Here is a 16,437-nt window from a genome sequence, read left to right on the forward strand (position 1 = left end):
ACATATTCTACAACCCAACAAGCACCGAATTGAGCGCACTACGTTGACTCGGTGAAGAATGAACCACTATAGTGCAATCAACCACCATAAAAAAAGAAGTACACCTATGAAGCAATGTCTGGCGAATGCTCAACCCCGTTGGACGCGTAGAAAACAAGAGCGCCCACAAGAACTACTCGATGCCGCACTGACCATTTTCAGCGAAAAAGGATTTGCCGGTGCCCGCCTTGAAGATGTAGCCAAAAGCGCAGGCGTGAGCAAAGGCACCGTTTACCTGTATTACTCCAACAAGGAAGAGCTGTTGAAAGCAGTGGTGAAAGAACATGTTTCACCCATTGTTGAAGAAGCCAAAAGCCTGCTGGAGCCCGACAAAAGCTCAGCCAACCTGATTCGCGAAGCAATCCACCTGTGGTGGCTGAAGTACGGTTCGACCAAGCTGAGCAGCATCACAAAAATTGTGCTTTCCGAAGCCAATGCCTTTCCCGAACTAGGCCGCTTCTTCTATGACGAAGTGGTTCGGCCCTGGTGGGACTATCTCGAATCTGTGCTCAAACGTGGCATTTCCCGCGGAGAATTCGCCGACATCGACACCGAGTATGCCGCCCAGGTGTTGTGCGCACCGCTGGTTACCCTTGGTTTGTGGAAACGGACCATGGATGGTTGCTGTGGCGTGGAAACCAACCCCATGCGTTACATAGAAGCGCACATTCAAATGGTGCTGAATGGTTTGACCTGCCCGCAAACATCGCGTGTCGCATAAAATTTGCTAAAATAGCGAGTTACCCATTTCCCCACGCGAGAACCCGCCATGGACTTCGAGAAAGCCCGCTTCAACATGATTGAACAACAAATCCGCCCCTGGAACGTGTTGAACCAGAAGGTGCTTGATTTGCTTGAACTCATCAAACGCGAGAATTTTGTGTGCTCGGGTCTGGAAAAACTGGCATTCACCGACTGCGACCTTCCAATCCGTGTGAGCGGCGCAGACACCGGCGAGGCCATGTTCAGCCCCAAAATGGAGGCGCGCATTCTTCAGGAAATCGAGTTGGGTACCCATGAAAAAGTGCTTGAAATTGGCACCGGCACAGGTTACATGGCTGCGCTGATGGCACAGCAATGTGCCCACGTTACCACCATTGAATTGAACCCGGCCATTGCTGAACTGGCCCGTAGCAACCTGAAAAAAAATGGCATTACCCGCGTGAAAGTGCTTGATGGTTGTGGCTTTCAATTGGCCCCTACACTTGGCCAGTTTGACGCCATTGTGCTGTCGGGCGCCACGCCGATCATGCCGGCAGGCCTGCTGGAGGCAGTCAACCCACTGGGGCGTCTGATGGCCGTTGTTGGCCGGGCACCCGCCATGCAGCTGGTGTTGGCCCGGAAGTCCCGCGATGGCCAATTGATTACCACCCCGTTGTTTGAAACCATGACCAAGGTGTTGATCAACGCACCCAAGGCCAGCGAATTCGTATTCTAAGGACACGGGACTCATGACCCAGCCCGATCAAACCGTACCCCTGCGACACGTATCGGGCTTCAAACAGTGTTTATTAATGGCCTTGCTGGGTTTGGTGTTTGCGGGCCACGCGGCGTGGGGGCAAACAGCAGCCCCCCAAAATCTGCTCAAGTTATACAACCTGGCCAAGCAAAATGACCCCACCTTTCAGGCAGCGGCCTCGCAATTGCGGGCCGACCTTGAAACTGAAAACCAGGCTTTTTCAGCCTTGCTGCCCAACATTAATTTTGGGGCACGCATTGAAAAACAGGACAACACCTACGATGCATTCGGCATGTCGATCGAAGCAAGCCGCAATCCCGGCACTTACAGCCTGGTACTGAATCAAGCCCTGTTTCGCCCCCAAGCCTGGGAAACTTACAAACAAAGCCAGTTGAGCGGAGAAGTCGCCAAACTGCAGTTTCAACAAGCCGAGCAAGAACTGGTTTTGCGACTGACACGCGCCTACTTTGATTTACTGACAGCGCAAAACGACCTGTCCAGTATTCGCGATCAGAAAGCAGCCATTGCCGAGCAACTGGCACTGGCCAAAGCCAATTTTGAAGTGGGCAGCGCCACTGTCACCGACCAGCAAGAAGCCCAAGCCCGGTTCGATCTGGCTGTGGCCCAAGAACTGGCCGCAGAAAACCAATTGGCGCAGCGCAAACTGCAACTGGAAACAATTGTGGGCATGCCGGTAGACAAGCTGGCCACACTTGCCCCATCAACCCAACTAAGCGCCCCATCTCCGAACACAACCGAGGCCTGGGCTGAACAGTCCCGAAACAACAACCTGATCGCGCAGCAGGCGCGACTTGCCAAACTGATCGCCAAAGGCGAAAGCAACAAAGCCAAATATGGCCACTTGCCCACCTTGGACCTGACGGCGCAAATGGTTGAAACCGAGCAGCAAATTTTTGACGGCAACACGGGGCGACCTTTTGACTTGGGCGTTGACAGCACCACCATTGGCTTGGTCATGAACATACCGATTTTTAGTGGGGGCGGCACCCAAAGCCAGGTGCGCCAGCAGGCAGCCCTGCTGGAAAAAGCAATGAACAATGTAGAACTGGCGAGCCGGAATGCCACACAGGCTGCGAAATCGGCTTTTCTGGGGGTACAAACCAGCTTGGCCCAGGTCAAGGCATTGGAAACAGCGCTGGCCTCGAGTGAACTGGCCCTGAAATCGAATAAAACCGCCTATGAGGTGGGAGTCCGGATCAATGTCGATGTATTAAATGCCCAGCAACAATTCAATGCCACTCAACGTGACCTGTCCAAAGCCAAGTACGCCAGCTTGATCAATATGTTGGAACTTCAGGCCGTGGCCGGGCAATTAAACGCGGAATCGGTTCAGCAGATCAATCAGCTTTTGATTCAATAGCGGCCCTGGTTCAGTACATCGAAGCTGCGCTGGGTTGCGCCACGATGCCCCCGAGCATAGGCAAAGGCGGCTTTCTTGGCCTCGTCATTGCCCCGAAAACCACTCAGGTAAAACTCACATGCCGCCAGCAAATGCTCAAATCGGCGAGCCGCACTCGCGGCCAATGCATCGTCTGCAGCCTTGGCAAAATTGAATGTATTGGGCCCCATCCACACGGGGCAACCGTAGGCGCAGGCTTCAATCAGGTTTTGCCCACCAAAAGGCAACCAGGAGCCGCCCAGCAAAGCCAGATCAGCCACGCTGTAATACGCAGGCATTTCACCCATGGAATCGCCCAACACCAGCCGCGCCTGGCCAAACCCCGCCAGTGCAATATTGCTGCCCGCATTGAACGAGGCACTTCTGCGCACTGGGCGCGCAACACCCATTCGTGTCGCGGCCTCGGCCATTAAAGCAAACACTTCATCAAAGCGCTGGGGGTGGCGCGGCACAATCCACACACTGGCTTTGGGCATGCGCTTGAAAAACTGACATCGGTTTAAGGCGTCCAGGAGCAAGGCCTCTTCACCTTCCCGGCTACTGGCAAACAACACCACTTGCTCGGCCTGGGTTGCCTCTCGCCAAACACGCCCCATTGTGACCAGCTCGGGTTTTAGGGCCACATCAAACTTCAGGTTGCCACACACCGCGTTCACAGGTCGACCAAGGTTCTGAAAAACATTGGCGTCAGCCTGGGTTTGGGCAATCAAGGTGCCAAGGCTTTGCAACACGGGTTTACTGATCGCGCCAAATTGAGCCAATCGCTTGCCGGTGGTGGGCGAAACACGTGCATTGAGCAAGGCGGTGTGAACCCTCTCCTTGGCAGCGCCCAAGAGTAAATTGGGCCAAAGCTCGGTTTCAACCACCCAAAGTGCATGCGCCTGCACCTGCTTTAATGTGCGGGTAACCAAGTAGGGTAAATCGTAGGGCAAGTAAAAAAACCGAACATTGTTCAATGCGGAATACAGCTGCTGACAAGTGGCCAAACCGGTGGGTGTGGTGCAAGAAACAGCCCATTCGTGCTGCGGATAAACCTTGGCCCAATGCTGGACCAAGGGGGACACGGCATGGGCTTCGCCCACCGACACGGCATGCACCCAAATCCGCTTTTGCCCAGCGGGCACAGGCTTGAATTCAGGCAGGCGCGCCAAAAAACGCTGGCCCCACGCTTGCCTGTATTCGGGCTGCCGAATGCCGCGTTTGAGCAAATACAAAGCCAAAACTGGCTGAAGCAAAAAAAGAATCAGGCTGTAAAACCACAAAAAGATGCGAGCAGACACACTCAAAGTTTATTTCCCCGTAGCAAACGCGTTGCCGCTTCAAACACTTCGCCTACCGCTGGTTCTCGCCCCACATCGCCCAAACTGATGGCATGCGGGTTAAACCGTGGCGCGAATCGCCAGGCCGGCGTGGCAAAAAACAAAGCGACCATGGGTAAATAATGCGCGGCAGCCAAATGCGTTATACCGGTATCCACACCAATAACCAGGCCAGCCTTTTCAAGGCGCACGCGTAACTCGCCCAAAGCCAAGCGGGGCATGACCTCGACCCGGAAAATGCCAGCGGCTATTTTTTCCGCCTGCTGGTGCTCGGTATCGCTGCCCCAAGGCAGTTTGACCGCATAACCAAGATCAGAGAAACGATGTGCCAACTCACGCCATTTGACGATTGGCCATTTTTTTTCGTCGCGAGCGGTGGCATGTAAAAACCAGATTTCAGCACCGCGGGGAACGGCAGGAAGCACTTTTTGCGGAGCAATGTCATAGAAAACTGGTTTGCCAAGCAAACGATAACCCAACAGCCCGGCCGCCAACTCCCGCAGACGCTCGACTGCATGCGCTTGCGGATCCCACCCTGCCCGCTTCGCGTAGAAGAGGCAAGCCAGACTTTCCTTGGCATAGGAAAAACCAGGACCCATCAGGGTGCCCTTCGCGGCCCGGGCCAAGACTGCGCTTTTGATCAAACCCTGTAGGTCAATGATCGCGTCGTATTGCCTGTCTGCCAAACGGCCCCTTAGTAACTTCCATTGCTGCCAGGTGTAACGAATTCCCTGTTTGCGCCACTTGCGCAAATTAACCGGAACTACCTCGTGAACATGGCGACTGCCGCGCACCAGGTCAGCAAATGGCTCTTCGACCATCCAGTCGATCTGGACAGCAGGGTCGTGGGCGTGAATGTCATTCAAAACCGGCAAGGCATGAATGACATCTCCCATGGAAGTGGTCTTAACAATTAAGATACGCTTCATCTAGCGCTTAGGTTGATCGCAACCGCATCATTGTAAGCGGCAAGCGAGCAACCATTCCGAATCCGCTCAGCCAAGGAACGATAAATTTGAACACAGCAGCCAACAACCGCATTGCATTGTCCGCCGTGCTGATCACATTGAATGCGGGCAAACAGATTGCCGCTGCCCTGGAGAGCCTGCAATTTTGCGCCGACCTTGTGGTGGTTGACTCCAACAGCAGCGACGACACAGTTGAAATCGCCCAGAAATTCGGCGCCCGGGTTGTGCAGCAAGACTGGCTCGGCTTTGGTCCACAAAAACAATTCGCGGTAGCCCAAGCCACCCACGACTGGGTGCTCTGCCTGGACGCAGACGAACGCGTGACGCCCGAACTGGAGCGCAGCATTCGTGCGTTGATTCAGCAAGCTGAACATGGTCTGTTGCCAGCAGATGTTGCCGGTTTTGACATGCCACGTTGCAACTTTTTTCTGGGCCGATACCTGCGCCATGGTGAAGGTTATCCCGACTACTCACGCAGACTGTTCAATCGACGTGATGCGAACTGGAGCGATGACGCAGTGCATGAAAAGGTAGAAAGTGCCTTGACCAACGTTCGCTTTGAAAAACTGGAAGGTGATTTGTTGCATGAATCAGCGGAAAGCCTTGAAAGCTATTTGACTAAACAAAACCGCTACACGAGCATTCAGGCACACGCCTTGGCGACAAGGGGCAAGTGGCCAGGCCTTGGCAAGCTGGTGTTGTCACCCGTGGTGCGCTTTATCAAGTTTTACCTGGTCCGCAAAGGCTTTCTGGATGGTTGGCCTGGCTTGGTACACATCGCGATTGGGTGCTTTAACAGCTTTATGAAATACGCGAAAACACGCGAGTTGATGCAGCAGAAACGCGAGCGCTGACCAGCACAGTTCCGCACTGCTGCCAGAGCACCAGCCCCGGCAGCATAAGACGCTGGATCAGTGACCCAGAATTTTTGAGAGGAACAACTGCGCGCGTTCAGAGCGCGGAGTACCAAAGAAATCTTCCTTGGTGCAGTCTTCCACGATATTGCCTTGATCCATGAAAATAACCCGGTCTGCCACCTTGCGTGCAAAGCCCATTTCATGGGTTACGCACATCATGGTCATGCCTTCATGGGCCAACTCCACCATCACATCCAGCACTTCATTCACCATTTCTGGATCCAGCGCCGAGGTGGGCTCATCGAACAACATGCAAATTGGGTCCATGGACAGGGCACGTGCAATCGCTACACGTTGCTGCTGACCCCCAGACAGTTGACCGGGAAACTTCTCTGCCTGGGCCTTCAAGCCCACGCGATCCAACAAACCCAGGCCTTTGGCTGTGGCTTCTTCCTTGGAGCGACCCAGCACCTTGATTTGCGCGAGGGTCAGGTTCTCGGTAATGGTCAGGTGCGGAAACAACTCAAAGTTCTGGAACACCATACCCACACGTGAACGCAACTTGGGCAGATCTGTGCCTTTGGCCCCCACGGAAATTCCGTCTACGGTGATAGTGCCTTCTTGAAAAGGCTCCAGCATGTTCACGGTTTTAATCAAGGTTGATTTGCCAGAACCCGATGGGCCACACACCACCACCACTTCCCCTTTTTTTACTGAGGTTGTGCAATTGGTGAGCACCTTGAAACTGCCGTACCACTTACTTACTTTATTAATTTCAATCACAGTGCTCTCCTGCTATCGAATGATTTGAGTTTTTTTCTGAAGCGCCTTCACCAGCATGGACATGCTGAAACAGATCGCCAGATAGACCAAGGCCACGAATGTGTACATTTCAACCAAGGCGCTGTCGCGCTGTGCAATTTTCGACGCGGCCCCCAGGAAGTCAGTTACAGACAGCACATACACCAATGAAGTGTCTTGGAACAAAATAATGGTTTGAGTCAACAACACGGGAAGCATGTTGCGGAAAGCCTGCGGCAATACAATTTTCGCCATGGTCAAACGGTAATTCAGGCCCAGCGCCTGTGCTGCTGCAACTTGCCCTTTCGGAATACTTTGAATACCCGCCCGCATAATCTCGCAGAAAAAAGCTGCTTCAAACATGATGAAAGTGATGTAGGCCGACCGGTCCGGACCAACTTGTGGCGGACGCTCGTACCCCATGATCGATTGCAAAACAATGGGTACCAGAAAGTAGAACCAGAAAATGACCAGAATCAATGGAATGGAACGCATCAGGTTCACGTAACCCGCTGCGATCATCGCCAATGGTTTGATGCCAGACAAACGCGCCAAAGCCAAAAGCGTGCCAAAAAAGATGCCACCCAAACAGGCCACCACGGTAAGCTGCACCGTGTAGCCAAGGCCTTGCATCAGATAGGGTAGCGACGTGCTGATTGCACTGAAGTCGAAGTCGTTCATTATTTACCCCCCGTGATGTAACCGGGCACCGCAGTTCGGCGCTCGACCATTGCCATCACCCTGTTCACGGACATTGCTACGATCACATACAACACCGTAGCGGCAATGTAGGCCTCGAAGAATGCAAAGGTGACTTCGCCCATTTCCCGGGTTCTGAAGGTGAGTTCGGTCAAACCGATTGTCAGTGCCACCGAGGAGTTCTTGATCAGGTTCATCGCCTCGGATGTCATTGGCGGCACAATGATTCGATACGCCATGGGCAACAACACAAAACGATATGTTTGGCCTTCGGTCAAACCCAGGGCATAACCTGCAGCCCGTTGCCCGCGCGACAGCGACAAAATACCCGACTTGACCTGCTCAGCCACCCGCGAAGCGGTAAACAAACCGAGACAAACCACGGATGCCAAGAATTGTACGAAAGTGGGGTCTTGCTCAATCGACCATTCTTTCAGGGCCGGGATGAATTCTGGCACCACGAAATACCAGAGAAAAAATTGAACAATCAGTGGGATGTTGCGGAAAATCTCCACGTATGTGTTGCCCAGAAAAGCCAATGGCTTACTGGAGGCAGTGCGCAACACACCCATCAAAGAACCCACAGTGAAGGCAATGACGCCCGCAACTGCGGATGTGGCAAGGGTCCACAGCAGGCCGGAAAACAGCATTTCCCACCAAACCAGGGTTTCACCTTCCACGATCGGCTGAAAAAACAACAGCCAATTCAGGTCGCTATTCATTTTGGATACTCCCGAGTCAATATTCTCGGCCAATATAAGTAAAAGGCCGGCTCACGTTTGAAACGCTCAGCCGGCCCGTGACTAACTAGGGCAGATTATTTAACGCCTTTGTCGTTTGGATTCGCGAATGCTTCCTTCAACAAGGAAGACATCGGGAAATTCAGGTTCACGTTTTTCGGAGGAATGGGATTCATGAACCACTTGGTATACAGCTTTTCAGCCTCACCAGACTTGATCATGCCGTTCACGGACTCATCGAGCAAAGCCTTGAACTGTGGATCATCCTTGCGCAGCATGATGCCGTAAGGCTCTGTACGCAGAATTTCCGGCAGGAACATGAAGTCGTCAGGATTCTTGCTTTGAGCAACCAGACCGGCAATCAGAATGTCGTCCATCACGAACGCTTTGGCGCGATCGTTGGCCACCAACAAGAAGCTTTCAGCATGATCTTTGCCGTAAATTTCTTTGAAGTTGATGTTTGCACCCTTCTCGTTTTGCTTGATCAGCTGAACGGAAGTGGTACCGGAAGTTGTCGCAATGGGCTGACCATCGAGATCGGCCAGGGATTTAATACCACTGTTTTTCTTCACGACCACTTTCACGCTGGTGATGAAGGTGCTGTTTGCAAATGAAACCTGTTCCTGACGGGCCACGGAGTTGGTGGTGGAACCACATTCCATGTCGATCGTGCCGTTTTGCAGCAAAGGAATGCGGTTTGCAGAAGTTACGGGCTGCAATTGCACATTCAAGTTCGGCATTTTCATCTTGGCTTTGACTGCCTCGACCACGTTGTTACACATGTCCATGTGGTAGCCGATGGGCTTCTGATTGTTGTCCAGGTATGAAAACGGAACAGAGGACTCACGGTAACCAACAACAATCGTTTTGGTTTCGGAAATCTTTTTCAAAGTACCCGTGAGATCTTGGGCAACTGCGGGCTGAACAGCGGCTACACTGGCCACGGCCAACGCTGCTGCGAGGAGATTCCTTTTCATTTTTGCTCCTTGAATGAAAAAAATTAAGCACGAACTGTGCACACACCCTGCGCCATACGAACCAGGTTCGTGACGGTACTAAAGTTTTATTCTCCGAGGACGGGTGAGAACCTCGGGCCTGAGTATTTCATTCAACTGCTGCTCTGACAGCAAGCCTTTTTCAAGAACAAGCTCGGAAACCTTCCGGCCGGTTTTCAATGCAGTTTTTGCAATCTCAGATGCTTGATCATAGCCTATGTAAGGGTTCAATGAGGTGGCCAAACTGGCTGATTCCTCGACCCTTTGACGCAAAAGTGACTCATTTGCGGTAATCCCTAATACGCAATTTTTCGTGAGCGTTTTACAGGCGGCGGTTAAGTGATAAATACTCTTGAACAGACTCCATGCAATGATGGGCTCAAATGCGTTGAGTTGCAGCTGCCCTGCCTCGGCCGCCATGGTCACGGTAACGTCGTTTCCGATCACCTCAAATGCCACTTGGTTCACCACTTCCGGGATAACCGGATTAACCTTGCCCGGCATGATGGACGAACCCGCAGCACGCGGCGGCAGGTTAATTTCGTTCAGACCCGCCTGGGGGCCTGAAGACAGCAGGCGCAAATCGTTACACATCTTGGACAACTTCACCGCCACGCGCTTGAGCACACCAGAAAGCTGGACAAATGAGCCTGTGTCCTGAGTGGCCTCGACCAGATCTGCGGCGGTAACCAGGCCCAGCTGGGTAATTTCCTCGAGGTAGTGGCGTGCACGTGCCGCGTATTCCGGGTCGGTGTTGATGCCAGTGCCAATGGCCGTAGCACCCAGATTGATCTCGGAAATCAGGCTGGTGGCTTCGCGAAGGCGAGCCATGTCTTCACCCAACATGACCGAGAACGTTGCGAACTCCTGACCCAGGGTCATGGGCACAGCGTCTTGCAACTGCGTGCGGCCAATTTTCAGGATTTTCCGGAATTCAAAGGCCTTTTCGCCAAATGCCTCTTTCAGTTCTTCCATGGCCACCAGCAAGCCAGAGATGGCATTGATCAAGCCAATTTTTACGGCAGTGGGGTACACGTCGTTGGTACTTTGCGAGGCATTCACGTGCTCGATGGGGTGCACCACCTTGTAATCGCCCTTTACTCCGCCCAGTATTTCAATGGCGCGGTTGGCGATCACTTCGTTGGCATTCATGTTGGTGGAAGTGCCCGCACCGCCCTGAATAACATCCACCACAAACTGGTCGTGCAACTTGCCGGTACGAATTTCCTTGCAGGCTTGGGTAATGGCTTTGGCCAAATCAAGGGGTATGGTGTCCAGGTCGGCATTGGCCTTGGTGGCAGCCCATTTCACTGCAGCCAGTGCATTAATGAGTTCAGGCGCGTTGTAGAGGGGAAAACCGGTGATTTGATAATTGTCGAGGGCACGACTGGTGTGCACACCCCAGTAGGCTTCAGCGGGAATTTTCTTCTCTCCGAGAAGATCTTTTTCCACGCGATGCTCTGAGTGCTGCTTGACCATGCCATCCCCTAACTAATTTTGAATGTGGGCCATGCTAAATCTTTAGTGCCCCGCACTCCAATACTTAATCAGCATTAAACCATGCATTTCCCGCATATCCAAAGAAACCCTAATAAGGGTTATCCACACTGAGGGGTATTAATCTGGCCAGTAATGCCAAATCAATTCGACCTGCTCATGGGCAACCGAGTTCTCGGTGTGCCGATGGATTCGACGGTACAGCCGAACTTCCATGTCAGTGAAATAAGGACCAGGAATTTTGCACAGACCAGAACCCTCGGCCACGGCACTTTCGGGCAGCCAGGCCACCCCCAAACCAGCCTCGCACATCGACTTCAGGCTTTCAGACATGTCGGTTTCGAACAGCGATTTTTTCAGGAAAAGCGGTCCCCCCTCCATGGCGATGTCTGTCATCTTTGACAGGTAAGCATGCTTGGAATACGACAAATAAGGCACTGGCAAGGGCGCCAGGGGGTCCAGCGAATACCTGGGGCCGCCTTCAGCGTTGACAGCGCTGTAGGGCTCAAACCGCTCAACACCCAATATTCGCACCTCAAATTTGCTGGGATCAAGCTCAATCGGTTCACGGCTATGGTGGTAACACACCAAAAAATCGCTTGCACCGTCGGTGAAATAAAGCACAGCATCGTGCACATTGCTTGCGGTCAGCTGAAAGCTGAGGTCGGGCAGTCGGTCGGCAAGCTTGGCTTTCAAACTGCTGACCCAGTGTGGCGCTTTGCTGCAGGCCAAGGTGTGCGGTACCACAAGCCGAATGGGTTGGCGGCTTTGTAAACTACCGCCCCGAACAATGGTGCGGGCCTGGCGGATTTGCTCGAGCATGGTGAGCGCCTGCTCGTAAAACACCTCGCCTTGAGGGCTCAGGCGTGTGGGGTATGAGCCCCGGTCGATCAGTTCGCAGCCCAACCACCCTTCTAGCGCCTGTATGCGCCGCGAAAAAGCAGGTTGTGTAACACATCTCAAGTTGGCCGCTTTTGAGAAATTCTTGGTTTGGGCCAGCGTGATGAAATCTTCAAGCCATTTGGTTTCCATGGGCAGACGCGTTGGGTTGACTGTGCTGTTGAATCAGCCACATTCGGGCGTATTCACCGTTCTTGTCAAGTAATGATTCATGGCTGCCACTTTCAATCACCTCACCCTGACTAATCACGAGGATCTGATTGGCATGAACCACTGTGCTCAAGCGATGCGCGATGATCAAGGTGGTGCGGTTGCGCGACAACATTTGCAGCTCTTGCTGAATGGCGCGTTCGGACTTGGAATCAAGCGCAGAGGTTGCCTCGTCAAAAATGAGAATCGCCGGATTTTTCAGAATCGTTCGAGCAATGGCCACTCGCTGCTTTTCACCACCGGAAAGCTTCAAGCCGCGCTCACCCACTTGGGTGTTATACCCATCGGGCTGATTCACAATGAACTCGTGAATATGGGCTGCTTTGGCGGCAGCTTCAATTTCTGCCTGGGTTGCATCGGGCCGACCATAGGCAATGTTGTAAGCGATGGTGTCGTTGAACAGCACGGTGTCTTGAGGAACAATGCCAATGTTTTTGCGCAGCGAAATTTGTGCAATATCCCGAATGTCTTGCCCATCGATCAGAATTGCACCGTCGGTGACTTCATAAAAACGGTACAGCAAACGCGACAATGTGGATTTACCGGCACCACTGTGCCCAACCACCGCCACCGTGTGACCTGCTGGCACGGTGAATGACATGTTTTTAAGCACCATGCGGCGTTCATCGTACGCAAAATTTACATTGCGAAACTGGATTGCCCCACCTTTCACATGCAAGTCGGGCGCATCGGGTTTGTCCTTCACTTCCAGGTTTTCATCCATCAAACCAAACATGCGTTCAATGTCAGCCAGGGCTTGTTTGATTTCACGGTAAATCACGCCGAGAAAATTCAGCGGTATGTACAACTGGATCATGAAAGCATTGACCAACACCAGGTCGCCCAGAGTCATGGAACCATCCAGCACACCGGCAGTGGCACGCCACAACACCAAGGTAACAGCCACGGCGATAATTGCACTTTGTCCGGTGTTCAACAGGGTCAGCGACTTCTGGGATCGAATGGCAGCCTCTTGCCATGCCGCCATGCTTTTGTTGTATCTCTTGGACTCAAAACGTTCGTTGCCAAAGTACTTCACTGTTTCATAATTGATCAGAGAATCGACCGCCCGCACATTGGCTTTGGAGTCGAGATCATTCATGGTGCGGCGAAAATGAAGCCGCCACTCGGTAATTTTGACCGTGAAGAATATGTACAGTGACAATGCCACCGCAGTAATGGCGGAGAACCAGATGTCGTAGTTAATAAACAAATAGCCCACCACCAAAACAATTTCAATCAGCGTGGGCAAGATGCTGTACAGGGTGTAGCTGACCAGGCTGGAAATGGCCCGGGACCCCCGCTCGATATCACGGGTCACACCACCGGTTTGCCTGTTCAGGTGAAAACGCAGGGACAGCGCATGCAAATAGTCAAACACCTGTATGGCAATGGCACGAACCGCATTTTGGGTGACCCGTGCAAATAAAAACTCGCGCAGCTCAGTGAATACGGTGGTGGATAGCCGCAACAAACCATAGGCCACCAACAGCACAATTGGCATGGAAGCAGCCGCCAGCAGGGCATTGCTTTGTAACAACGGGGTTAGTGCGTCAATGATTTCCTTGAGCACCAAGGGCACGCCCATATTGGCCACTTTGGCCAGCACCAAACAGGCAATGGCAAAAATAACCCGCCATTTGTATTCCCAAAGGTAGGGCAAAAGCTGGGCAATGGTGCCCCAGTCGCTTCGTTTTCGGGGTCTTGGCGGGGCGGACTCCACCGGTGCGGTTCTGCGCATGCGATACTTCTCGGTACAAAAATAATAGGCGATGTGGGCAATGCTACCACCCGCCTTGCCGAACAGGTTACACACCACGCAGGAGACAAATTCAAATGGCTAATATTCAAAACAAAGTGATTGTAATTACCGGTGCATCCGAGGGCATTGGTGCCGCCTTGGCAATTCAGTTGGCCCCCGGCAACAAGCTGGTTTTGGCCGCACGCCGCCTTGAAAAATTGCAAGAAGTGGGCAAACAGGTTGAAGCCGCTGGAGGACAGGTCCATTGCGTGGCCTGCGACGTGATGGAACAGGATCAGTGCGAAAACCTGGTGGAAGAATCGGTGAAAGCCTTTGGTGGCATTGACATGATTGTGAACAATGCCGGGGTTTCAATGCACGCCTGGTTTGAAGACATTACCGATTTGGGCACTTTCGAGCGCTTGTTCCGCGTGAATGTCATGAGCATGGTGTGGATTACCCACAAGGCCTTGCCCCACATCAAGAAATCCAAAGGGTTGATTGTCGGCGTTTCAAGCCTGGCAGGCAAAACAGGTGTGCCAGCCCGCACCACCTATTGCACCAGCAAGTTCGCCATGAGCGGTTTTATGGAAGCACTGCGCATTGAACTGATGGGCACGGGTGTGGACGTGTGTGCCATTTTCCCCGGCGTGGTTGACACTGAAATTCGTCGCAACGGACTGAACCCCAATGGCCAACGTGCCGGGGTGTCTGGCCTGCGCGAGAAAGGCGCCATGACCGTTGAACAGTGCGTCAATGAAATAGTGGACGCCATGGCCGAGCGCAAACGCGAATGGGTGATGACAGCCAAGGGCCGCTTGGGCTTGAAGCTAAAGCCTTTCGTACCGGCTGTGATCGACAAAATGGCCAAAGACGCGCTGGACGATGAACACGGCGGAAAACAATCTGCTTGATTGAATTCGCGTGGCGTCAGGCACCAAATAAAATAACAGCCTGAACCACGCCCGCCACCAAAGCCAGCGCCAAGGCAACACCCAACACAGTCACAGCTTTTCTGTTGGCTTCAATTTGTGCGACCAGTTGGGTGTTCTGGCTCGCCAATTCCTTGATCACTTCAGCGGACTGAACCACTTGGGTCTGCAAATCTGAAATTGTTTGCTCAGCGGCATGCAAGCGGTGCTCCAGTTTCTCGACCGCCTCGGGGTCGCTGGCCAAAATAACATCGCTTACTTCGCTGCCTGTTTCATCGTAGACCTTTTTCTTGGACACGCTGTTCCACAGCTTGACTGCACCGTCTGCCACTTTCGGCGCATTTTTGATCACTTCGCCCCAAGGCACCATTTGCAACACTGTTACCCAACCTGCCGGCATTGTTCCCTCAATTCATGGACTCACTAAAGCACCATTATCGTCGGTTTCACGAATTCGGGTTGGTAGCGTGCACCTAGAATGAAATGCGGACTCTAGGCGCTCGGCGTTACAATTGTGACCCGAACCAACAACAAAGCACCTGCACATGACCACACCCAAGCCAATTTTGCTGCCAGTTGACCGTGAACCCGTGATTCGGGTGATTCCAATGCCCAAAGACTCCAATGCGTCGGGTGACGTATTTGGCGGCTGGATTATGGCGCAGGTGGACTTGGCGGGTTCAGTGCCCGCTACAGCACATGCCAAAGGCAGGATAGTCACCGTGGCGGTGAACGAATTCATTTTCAAAGAACCCGTGTTTGTGGGCGATTTGTGCAGCTTTTACGCCGAGGTGGTCAAGGTTGGCAGAACTTCCATGCAGATTTACGTGGAAGTTTTTGCCCAACGCCGCTTGAAACCCGATGATGTGGCCAAGGTGACAGAGGCCTATGTGACTTATGTTGCAGTGGACGAGAATCGAAATTCTCGGCCTGTGGATCCGCTGAAATAAGGCGTTCGCTTTAGAAGTGAGTGAGGTCCTGTTGATGCATCTCGAATGCGAACTCGACCTCGTTCACGTGCTGCCATGAGCTTTGGCCCTTGGCCTGTTTGCGCGACAACTCAATGCGGTAATCGTAGCGATCCGGGCGATACAGGCCTTTGAGTACTTGCACGGGCCTGCCGTTTTCATCGTAGGCCACCCTTGAAATGGCCAGCAACGGAGCGCCCACTGGCACACCCAAAGCATAGGCCACAGACGCATCGGCCAGACGCGCAGAAATGGTTTGCCGGGCTTTGGCGACCTTAACGCCCGCTTCTTCCAGCAGGACCAGAATGGGAAACTCGCGCAGCCGTCGGCGACAAATTCGACCTGACAGATCCTGAGGGATGAAACTGGTGAGGTGCGCCACGGGCTGGCCATCAAGCTGACGAATGCGGATAAGCTTTTCAACAATCGCGTCGCTTGGCAGGTGCAGCAGTGTTGCAATGTCGGGGGGAGGCAGAATTCGTTTTGATGTGATGAGCTGCAAATCGGAAGAGTCACCACTGGCTTGCAAACGCATGGCCGAAGCACTCAGCAACTGGCTTTGCCCCACCGAAGAATTGCGAGACTCGGTGCGCGGCTTTACAAAGGTGCCCTTGCCACGCCCCCGCGCGACCAAGCCCTCTTTGACCAGGTCTTGCAGTGCGCGACGCATGGTAACCCTGGACACGTTGAATTGCTCAGCCAAAACCAACTCACCAGGCAAAGGCTTGGTGTCGTAGTGGCCTTCGATAATCCGCTCGCGCAAGATCAGGTAAATTTGGTGGTATAGAGGAACAACTTGATTCGGGTCTAGTTTGCTGTCACCGAAATTGGATTCTTCTTGAGAGGCGGAGGGAAACTGACTATCCATTCGTACTGTCCAAATGCTTCAGAG

The 16,437-nt window shown here is 53.0% G+C and carries 17 protein-coding genes; 6 read left to right on the top strand and 11 right to left on the bottom strand.

From position 1 onward, the window contains the following. The first annotated feature begins 106 nt into the window (after window positions 1-106). The 3 genes from FRIGORI9N_RS06090 to FRIGORI9N_RS06100 are packed head-to-tail and all read left to right on the top strand — an operon-like array spanning window position 107 to window position 2,879. Window positions 107-760, top strand: coding sequence for a TetR/AcrR family transcriptional regulator (locus FRIGORI9N_RS06090; RefSeq protein WP_159568940.1), 654 nt, complete (start codon window positions 107-109; stop codon window positions 758-760). A gap of 48 nt (window positions 761-808) precedes the next feature. Next, window positions 809-1,477: a protein-L-isoaspartate O-methyltransferase gene (locus FRIGORI9N_RS06095; protein ID WP_159568941.1), complete on the top strand. Its 669-nt coding sequence runs from the start codon at window positions 809-811 to the stop codon at window positions 1,475-1,477. Window positions 1,478-1,490: 13 nt separating this feature from the next. Then, entirely contained in the window at window positions 1,491-2,879 is a 1,389-nt protein-coding gene (locus FRIGORI9N_RS06100) for a TolC family outer membrane protein (RefSeq protein WP_159568942.1), read from the top strand. On the opposite strand, the gene FRIGORI9N_RS06105 is transcribed toward FRIGORI9N_RS06100, so the two are convergent. Beyond that, window positions 2,873-4,198, bottom strand: coding sequence for a 3-deoxy-D-manno-octulosonic acid transferase (locus FRIGORI9N_RS06105; protein ID WP_159568943.1), 1,326 nt, complete (start codon window positions 4,196-4,198; stop codon window positions 2,873-2,875). The genes FRIGORI9N_RS06100 and FRIGORI9N_RS06105 overlap by 7 nt on opposite strands. A 2-nt stretch (window positions 4,199-4,200) precedes the next feature. After that, complete coding sequence (waaC, locus tag FRIGORI9N_RS06110) at window positions 4,201-5,166, bottom strand: lipopolysaccharide heptosyltransferase I (RefSeq protein ID WP_159568944.1); 966 nt, start codon at window positions 5,164-5,166, stop codon at window positions 4,201-4,203. An 86-nt stretch (window positions 5,167-5,252) separates the two neighbouring features. On the opposite strand from waaC, the gene FRIGORI9N_RS06115 reads away from it, so the two are divergent. Beyond that, window positions 5,253-6,059, top strand: coding sequence for a glycosyltransferase family 2 protein (locus FRIGORI9N_RS06115; protein ID WP_159568945.1), 807 nt, complete (start codon window positions 5,253-5,255; stop codon window positions 6,057-6,059). 57 nt (window positions 6,060-6,116) lie between these two features. Here the strand turns inward: FRIGORI9N_RS06115 and FRIGORI9N_RS06120 are convergent, their stop codons facing one another. The 7 genes from FRIGORI9N_RS06120 to FRIGORI9N_RS06150 form a co-directional block, all read right to left on the bottom strand. Next, the gene (locus FRIGORI9N_RS06120; RefSeq protein WP_159568946.1) at window positions 6,117-6,845 is read right to left on the bottom strand and encodes an amino acid ABC transporter ATP-binding protein; all 729 of its coding nucleotides are present in this window, start codon (window positions 6,843-6,845) and stop codon (window positions 6,117-6,119) included. 12 nt (window positions 6,846-6,857) lie between these two features. After that, window positions 6,858-7,544, bottom strand: coding sequence for an amino acid ABC transporter permease (locus tag FRIGORI9N_RS06125; protein ID WP_159568947.1), 687 nt, complete (start codon window positions 7,542-7,544; stop codon window positions 6,858-6,860). After that, window positions 7,544-8,284 carry an amino acid ABC transporter permease gene (locus FRIGORI9N_RS06130; RefSeq protein ID WP_159568948.1) on the bottom strand — a complete coding sequence of 247 codons (741 nt, stop codon included), beginning with the start codon at window positions 8,282-8,284 and terminating at the stop codon, window positions 7,544-7,546. The genes FRIGORI9N_RS06125 and FRIGORI9N_RS06130 overlap by 1 nt, the downstream gene beginning before the upstream one ends. Before the next feature lie 95 nt (window positions 8,285-8,379). Continuing rightward, window positions 8,380-9,279, bottom strand: a complete 900-nt coding sequence (locus FRIGORI9N_RS06135) for a transporter substrate-binding domain-containing protein (RefSeq protein ID WP_159568949.1) — start codon at window positions 9,277-9,279, stop codon at window positions 8,380-8,382. Between the two features lie 78 nt (window positions 9,280-9,357). Beyond that, window positions 9,358-10,776, bottom strand: coding sequence for an aspartate ammonia-lyase (aspA, locus tag FRIGORI9N_RS06140; protein WP_159568950.1), 1,419 nt, complete (start codon window positions 10,774-10,776; stop codon window positions 9,358-9,360). Between the two features lie 138 nt (window positions 10,777-10,914). Next, window positions 10,915-11,826 (bottom strand): LysR family transcriptional regulator, encoded by a 912-nt coding sequence (locus tag FRIGORI9N_RS06145; RefSeq protein ID WP_159568951.1) that lies wholly within the window; start codon window positions 11,824-11,826, stop codon window positions 10,915-10,917. After that, window positions 11,807-13,645 (bottom strand): ABC transporter ATP-binding protein/permease, encoded by a 1,839-nt coding sequence (locus tag FRIGORI9N_RS06150; protein WP_236550810.1) that lies wholly within the window; start codon window positions 13,643-13,645, stop codon window positions 11,807-11,809. Before FRIGORI9N_RS06150 ends, FRIGORI9N_RS06145 begins: the two co-directional genes overlap by 20 nt. Before the next feature lie 95 nt (window positions 13,646-13,740). Between FRIGORI9N_RS06150 and FRIGORI9N_RS06155 the strand changes: the two genes are divergently transcribed. Then, window positions 13,741-14,559 carry an SDR family oxidoreductase gene (locus tag FRIGORI9N_RS06155; RefSeq protein ID WP_159568953.1) on the top strand — a complete coding sequence of 273 codons (819 nt, stop codon included), beginning with the start codon at window positions 13,741-13,743 and terminating at the stop codon, window positions 14,557-14,559. 16 nt (window positions 14,560-14,575) lie between these two features. On the opposite strand, the gene FRIGORI9N_RS06160 is transcribed toward FRIGORI9N_RS06155, so the two are convergent. Continuing rightward, on the bottom strand, window positions 14,576-14,977 hold the full coding sequence (locus FRIGORI9N_RS06160; protein ID WP_159568954.1) for a hypothetical protein: 402 nt from the start codon (window positions 14,975-14,977) through the stop codon (window positions 14,576-14,578). A gap of 145 nt (window positions 14,978-15,122) precedes the next feature. Here FRIGORI9N_RS06160 and FRIGORI9N_RS06165 point away from each other — a divergent pair, with 145 nt between their 5' ends. Continuing rightward, a complete protein-coding gene (locus tag FRIGORI9N_RS06165) occupies window positions 15,123-15,527 on the top strand; it encodes an acyl-CoA thioesterase (RefSeq protein ID WP_159568955.1) in 405 nt (134 codons plus the stop codon). Between the two features lie 10 nt (window positions 15,528-15,537). On the opposite strand, the gene FRIGORI9N_RS06170 is transcribed toward FRIGORI9N_RS06165, so the two are convergent. After that, window positions 15,538-16,413, bottom strand: coding sequence for a GntR family transcriptional regulator (locus tag FRIGORI9N_RS06170; RefSeq protein ID WP_159568956.1), 876 nt, complete (start codon window positions 16,411-16,413; stop codon window positions 15,538-15,540). Window positions 16,414-16,437 lie beyond the last annotated feature (24 nt).

Source organism: Limnobacter sp. 130 (genome assembly GCF_902506325.1).
Lineage (GTDB): Bacteria > Pseudomonadota > Gammaproteobacteria > Burkholderiales > Burkholderiaceae_B > Limnobacter.